Origin of the sequence: Paenibacillus cisolokensis, assembly GCF_050481165.1 — a bacterium.
Lineage (GTDB): Bacteria > Bacillota > Bacilli > Paenibacillales > Paenibacillaceae > Paenibacillus_AH > Paenibacillus_AH cisolokensis.
On record NZ_JBCNFP010000173.1, the window covers coordinates 1 to 6,212 of the forward strand.

Annotated in this window: 4 protein-coding genes and 1 pseudogene; 2 read left to right on the forward strand and 3 right to left on the reverse strand. The window is 46.3% G+C overall.

Annotated features, from left to right (window positions below; all coding sequences use genetic code 11):
* Window positions 1-420 (forward strand): annotated as a pseudogene (locus ABEV74_RS22460) (IS4 family transposase); the annotation flags it as partial.
* On the opposite strand, the gene ABEV74_RS22465 reads toward ABEV74_RS22460, so the two are convergent.
* The gene (locus tag ABEV74_RS22465) at window positions 383-2,266 is read right to left on the reverse strand and encodes a glycoside hydrolase family 2 TIM barrel-domain containing protein (RefSeq protein WP_430149809.1); all 1,884 of its coding nucleotides are present in this window, start codon (window positions 2,264-2,266) and stop codon (window positions 383-385) included. The pseudogene ABEV74_RS22460 and the gene ABEV74_RS22465 sit on opposite strands and share 38 nt — an antisense overlap.
* A 112-nt stretch (window positions 2,267-2,378) precedes the next feature.
* Between ABEV74_RS22465 and ABEV74_RS22470 the strand changes: the two genes are divergently transcribed.
* A complete protein-coding gene (locus ABEV74_RS22470) occupies window positions 2,379-3,257 on the forward strand; it encodes a helix-turn-helix domain-containing protein (RefSeq protein WP_430149817.1) in 879 nt (292 codons plus the stop codon).
* On the opposite strand, the gene ABEV74_RS22475 is transcribed toward ABEV74_RS22470, so the two are convergent.
* Together ABEV74_RS22475 and ABEV74_RS22480 are read right to left on the reverse strand one after the other, a co-directional pair.
* A complete protein-coding gene (locus tag ABEV74_RS22475) occupies window positions 3,227-5,245 on the reverse strand; it encodes an alpha-amylase family protein (RefSeq protein WP_430149811.1) in 2,019 nt (672 codons plus the stop codon). The genes ABEV74_RS22470 and ABEV74_RS22475 overlap by 31 nt on opposite strands.
* A gap of 353 nt (window positions 5,246-5,598) precedes the next feature.
* The coding region (locus tag ABEV74_RS22480) for a sulfatase family protein (protein ID WP_430149814.1) at window positions 5,599-6,212 on the reverse strand (614 nt) is incomplete at its 5' end.

The window sequence follows — 6,212 nt, forward strand, 5'->3', positions numbered from 1 at the left end:
CAATCTATTGACAGAGGTCCAGACGTGATCCGCATTTACGGGATCCGCTGGGACATCGAGGTCTTCTTCAAGTGCACCAAGTCGCTGCTTCGTTTGCAGAAAGAGTTTCAAGGTCGCTCCTATGATTTGCTGATTAGCCATACGACCATTGTGTTTTCCCGCTATATTCTGCTGGCATGGCAGCACCGGCAAAGTACGGATGCTCGCTCGTTCGGCGGCTTGTTTTATGTGTTGTGCGACGAAGTTGGCACGTTGGACTGGGCGATCGCCTTGCAGCAACTGCTCGATCTGATCAACGAAATCGCAACGAAAGCAGGAAAAAAGCTTTCGGCTCTGATTCAACGTCAACTCCAGCAATGGATTGCCGCTTTACCCAACTACATTAAGGCTTGTTTGCCCATTTCATGCTGCGAAAGTTGAGGTAATAATAAATATCTTTGGCAAATCCGCATAAATCCATAATGCCATACTGGGATACAACGGTCGGCCATTCATAAGGGAACGTTTCCCCACGATAGTCAAATCCCGTCCATACGAACAGTCCTGCGACATAATCGTGCTCAGTGGCCGCTTTCCAACCTTCCTCAGGGGTAGCTCCCCACAATGGGTAGGTTTCTCCATAAGCCGTGACCACGCCTTTCCGCTTCGGATTCAACCAAATGGCAGTAGACTCTCCATGCGCCGAAAGTTTCAACTGAATCCCACTTTGTTCCTTGTTGTATAAGCCCCGAGTCGACAGCGTGGAAGCATTTTCGGTTCCCACCAAACAACGGTCAGGATACTTTTCCCGGAATTTGGCGTATGCCTCCCAATCACGCAGCATCATATAGTTAAATCCATGCACATCAATATGGAAACCGTGTTCCTCATGAAATTCGGTCATTCTTAACCAGTCTCCGTTCATCGCATACGTACATTTTCTTGTCGGATCAAGCTGGTGTGCCAGTCGTTGCATACGTTGCAGGATTCGAACACCTGCTGGTGTGCCTTGAATGTTCATCTCTTCATTGCCAAGCGACCAGAGAATAACCGAAGGATGGTTGCGGTCTCTTCGAATCAAGCAGCTCAAGTGATTTCTGGCTTCCTCGGATGTGCCCGTCTGCCGCACTTCATCGATCACGACCATGCCCAATCGGTCACAAGCTTCCAACAACCAAGGGGATGGCGGATTATGTGAAGTGCGATATGCATTGCAACCCATTTCCTTCAGCCGCTGGATACGGTAATCGATGACCGCTTTTGGCATCGCCATTCCAACCCCTGCGTGATCTTCATGGCAACAAACACCTTTCAGCTTGACGGGTGCACCGTTCAACAAAAACCCCCGATCTCCATCAAAATGCACAGTACGAATGCCAAATGTTGTTTCATACGTGTCGACGATCCGACCATCCTTCTTCAAGATGCTCACTGCTTTGTATAGTTGTGGTTCATCTATTGACCACAATTTTGGATAATGGACCAGTGCTTTTTGTTCAAGTTGCAACTGTTCATCCGCTTGAATAGAAGAAGCAGTACACACTTCGTCAATTTTCTGGCCAGACGGGTCTATAATTTTCGTGGAGAGATCGAAGTTCACTTCCTGTTCATACCGGTTATAAACCTCGGTCATGATGGTAACCACCGCTTGATGCGGATTTGTTTCCAGATCTGTCATGACAAAGGTTCCCCACTGCGGCACGTGCAATCTGTCGGTTTTCACCAATCGCACATCGCGATAAATGCCGCCCCCTTCATACCACCATCCTTCATTCTCGGTCGCATCGACACGTACAGCCACGACATTGATTCCACCGTAATTCGCCACATCCGTCATATCAAAAGCGAAACTGTTATACCCGTTCAAGTTTCTGCCGAGAAAATGGCCATTCAACCAAACCGAGCAGTCACGGTATACGCCGTCAAATTCGATGCTCAAGATTTTGCCTTCATCTTCTTTCGGCAGTTCAAAACACTTTCGATACCATCCGATTCCTTTTACCAGAGAACCCAACGAAGCGGGAACTTCCGGCGAATATTGCCCTCTGCTGTGGACAAAATCATGGGGGAGCTGTACATCTTGCCATTCGGTATCATCGTAGCCGGCTTTGGCAACACCATTGTTTCCCGCTTTTACCCATTGAGGATTTTGATAACGATCTCCATGTATCGCACCGAAATTTCGTTCAAAGATGTCTCCATCATGAAATTTCCAGCCTAAATTCATATTGTATATTTCACGCCCCATAGCTGCATCTCTCCTTTTCTCATCGTTTTTATCGTTCATTACATTTTTTCCGAAGAAAAATATATTCTAATATCATGTATTCCATATAATATAATATGGATTAAACTATTTTATGGGTTCAATATTCGCAAAGGGGGTATATCCTTTGAAAATGCTGGAGTTCGGCATCCCTCCTTTACCCCAACTCATCACGGTCGGTCATTCCTGGTGGAAAAAAGGACAAATTCATTTCAAGCGAAAGTGGAATATTTATGATCTCATCATCGTTACCAAAGGAACGCTTTATATCACTGAAGACGATCAGTCTTATTCGATATCCGCCGGAAAGATGTTATTGCTGGAACCCGGCCGAACCCATTGGGGGCATCGGGCTTGCGAAGAAGAAACGGAGACTTATTACTTGCATTTTAGCCATTCTGCTCCACTGCGTGAGATGAGCAGCGAAGGTTTCGCTTGGTCAGCTGTCCTCCATAACGCTTCTGACTATGACCCGTCTCCAAGAAACCATTTCATGTATCTGCCCAAATTTACCGATATTCATATGGAAATTTTGGTTCCGCTCCTGGACAAGATGGTCAATATCAAGAACCGCATTTTCGTACAAAACGCCCTGGAATTACACAGCCTGATGTCACAACTGCTGCTCGAACTGCAACATGAGATTTTCCGGAACAAGATCATGCCACGTTCACTGGCACTGTGCACACGTGTTACCCGTTACTTGGAAAACCGGATCAAAGAACCTTATAATGCCAGGCAGTTAGAGACGGCTTTCCATTACCACATTGACTATTTAAGCCGATGCATGAAAAAGCATACCGGTATGACTCCTCTCCAATATTTACACCACATCCGTATCGAACGCGCGAAAGCCATGCTGGTTGAAACAATGTCAAGCATTCAGGAAATCGCTTGTGCTGTCGGCTTCGAAAGCAGCAGCCATTTCATCCGTACGTTCCGCAACAAGGTCGGAATGACACCGGGAAAATACAGGGAAAGCTACCAGTCAAAATCGAACACAACCATTTGATGAATATGTAATTCCGGCACTGTACACTTTACAGTTCCATTTTCCCACTTCCAATTCGGCTCTTCCATTGACGGAGCAAGATATACACGCTTGGGCTTTGCAGGCGGACGCAAAACAATCGGTATGGAATACCTGACCGGGATTTCTTCCACCACTGTGTTTCCGGTATGCCGTTTGGCGCTAAATTGAGTCAGATGTAAAATCCATGCTCTGGATTTTTGCATCAATGATACTTCAACGGCAGGTGAACAAGCATGGACTTCCACTATTTTTTCTTGTTCTTCTAACAAGCCATCCATCATATTCAACACCATTTGTCTCACATGGCGACTTCCGATGCGAAAATAATCCTCGGCCAACGAAGCGGCACAGACAATCACTTTGCCCGCATCATACTTAGCCATAACCGCCCCGGGATAAGCAGCCTTTTCCCCTGCCGGGGCATGAAAATGACCATACCGGAATGAAGGATCAATTTCTTCATATGGCCTGTGCACTTCTGCTATGATTTCTCCGCCATCTTGTACCTCCCAATGCGGAAATCTTCCCTGTACAAACATTGGAGACATCGGCACATTCGTTCCCGCCGCTCCGATCGGCTTGATAAATTCACCGTTTAAATCCCCTGTTCCCGTCCAACGCACCTTACTAATACGTTCAAGGAACGATCTCCAGACGGCATTTTCCCACAGTCCCTTCCCCGTAACAAGCAGCTTGCCTCCATTGGAAACGAAATGATCCAGTTTTTCAACCAGATTGTCATGAAGTGTCACATTCTCTGCCAGCCAAATCAGCTTATACTTGGCCAGTTCCGCCATGTCATCAATCACATCGAAGTGCCGGTTTCCTTCCAACAGAACCAACCCAGCGCCATACAACGCTTCTGGTTTCTGATGACCAAATACATCGGCCATTGCACCGCGAACCATCTGTTGTCTGTCCGCCAATATCGCGATGTATGGGACTGACACCGCATCCAGCGCCCAATCTTCCCGTTCCTTTACGAAAGCGTAGACTTTGCCAATCAAGTCATAGACCGCTTGATCGGGCTTGCCATTTGCCGGCAAATGATCTCCAATACAGCAAGAACCTAGTGTAGCCAGGATGGCAGCGCATTCATAGGTTAGCTGAACTTCATTGTTCAAACTGCCAAAATAACCCCAGTTTTTGGGGAAACGTGTAGTCTGGGCATTGTGGGGAATGCCAAGCGTTCGAATGTAACGGGACATCACCGCGTAATGATAGCTATTCCAGCTAACCGGAGCTTCCAGTTCAATGGAATCAAGTGATGGTGAGCGCGCCCCGCCGACATACCATCGACAATTCGCCGTAAAACCGATATCCGGATTTACTTCCTTCACAATCTTTCGAGCTTCGGCCATAAAATGTTCAAGTGTCATCTCCCTCAATTTTGCATAATCTGAAGGTTTGTAAATATTCAATCCCAATTTTGCCGCCTTTTTACGACAATAGCCGCAAAAACATGTGTCTTCAGGATACGTAACCATATCCAGGTAGACACCAGCGATATCGGGGAACTGATGTACGAAGTCTTTTAGCTGGGGGAAAAATTGTTTCTCCACAAAAGGAGAATTGAAGCATACCCATCCCCACTCTTTTCCTTCATTGGTATCCAACCGCTTGCCATTCCTGGTCACCATTGCCCATTCCGGGTGCTCGATTACTGACCGGTCATTTATTCCCGGTCCGAAATGGACATAGATTGTAATCCCTTCCCTTTTGGCAACAGGCAATAACAATCTCAGCAAATCTTTTTTTAAACCCGGGTGAATAGGGGCGTGCTTGGATTCATAATAGGCGTTCCCGCAAGCACATAGTCCGAATACAACCGTCGCTGCATTCACATGAGCTTTTTTCCAGGTCGAAACGAGTTCCTCTGCGTCAAAATGCTGTCCCACCGCTTTTACCCAATATGGCGTATGGAAATCAAGATGGATTTTTCGATTTACATTTTTTGGTGTTTTCAATCCGATTCCCTCCCCGTTTCATATATCATATCTTCTGCAAGCGCTTTAAGAATTTCAGATCCCCCCTGCATCCTTCATATTTTATCGCTGGACTGTTCCACTTCATCATATGGCGTCTCCGACAAAGTGAACAAGATTCGAGTCCGACTTCTCATAAACAAATATCGACCTTTGCGGCCCGTCCGGAACGCAATCTATGCTGTTGTAACAAACACCTCTATTCTCTGTTTATTTTGCCCGTGGTCAATGATTTGATTTATTCCATGCTAATGACAAACTCCCACTGCGGCGGATCGCAGTGGGAGTTTGTCATTGAATCAGGATGGAAATGATGGACAGCTGTTTTATCCTGTTTATGCTCCGGTTATTCGTTTTGTATCCCAACGATCTGTACGAACCAATTCCCTCAGCATTTGTTCGGTCAAGATATGCTTAACCCGGGCAAACGATGGGTCGAACCATAAATTTTTTTGTTCATACGGGTCCTCCTGCAAATCATAAAGCAAGCCATCCTCCGTGTTTAAATAGACCGTCATCTTATAACGCTCTGTAACGATCGTGCGCATCCTGCACACATTGGGGGGAAACCAGTCTTCGTCATATTCCACAATCGCTGGCCCAGGCGGGAGTACATCTCCTTGCTCGATAATGGGACGCAACGAACGCCCGGGCAACCCTAAAGGTTCGGTGTATTGAACTCCCCTGACATCCATCACGGCTGGTTCAATTCCTGCCAAATCCAATATGGTTGGAACAAAATCCAGCAAACTGACGACTTGTTCATTCAGATAGCCTTTTTTCATGGATTCAGGAATTTTCCATATAAAGGGAACCCGAATAAGTTCTTCCCATGGCCATTCTCCTTTTGTGATTAAATGGTGCGAACCCAAATACTCTCCATGATCAGCCAGAAATACAATCACAGTATTTTGATCCAGCTCAAGTTCTTTTAACATGAAATCGGAAT

Excerpts from the sequence above, each read along its gene's own strand:
- ABEV74_RS22465 (WP_430149809.1), bottom strand. The coding sequence starts at position 2,266 with ATGAACGATAAAAACGATGAGAAAAGGAGAGATGCAGCTATGGGGCGT.
- ABEV74_RS22470 (WP_430149817.1), top strand. The coding sequence starts at position 2,379 with ATGCTGGAGTTCGGCATCCCTCCTTTACCCCAACTCATCACGGTCGGT.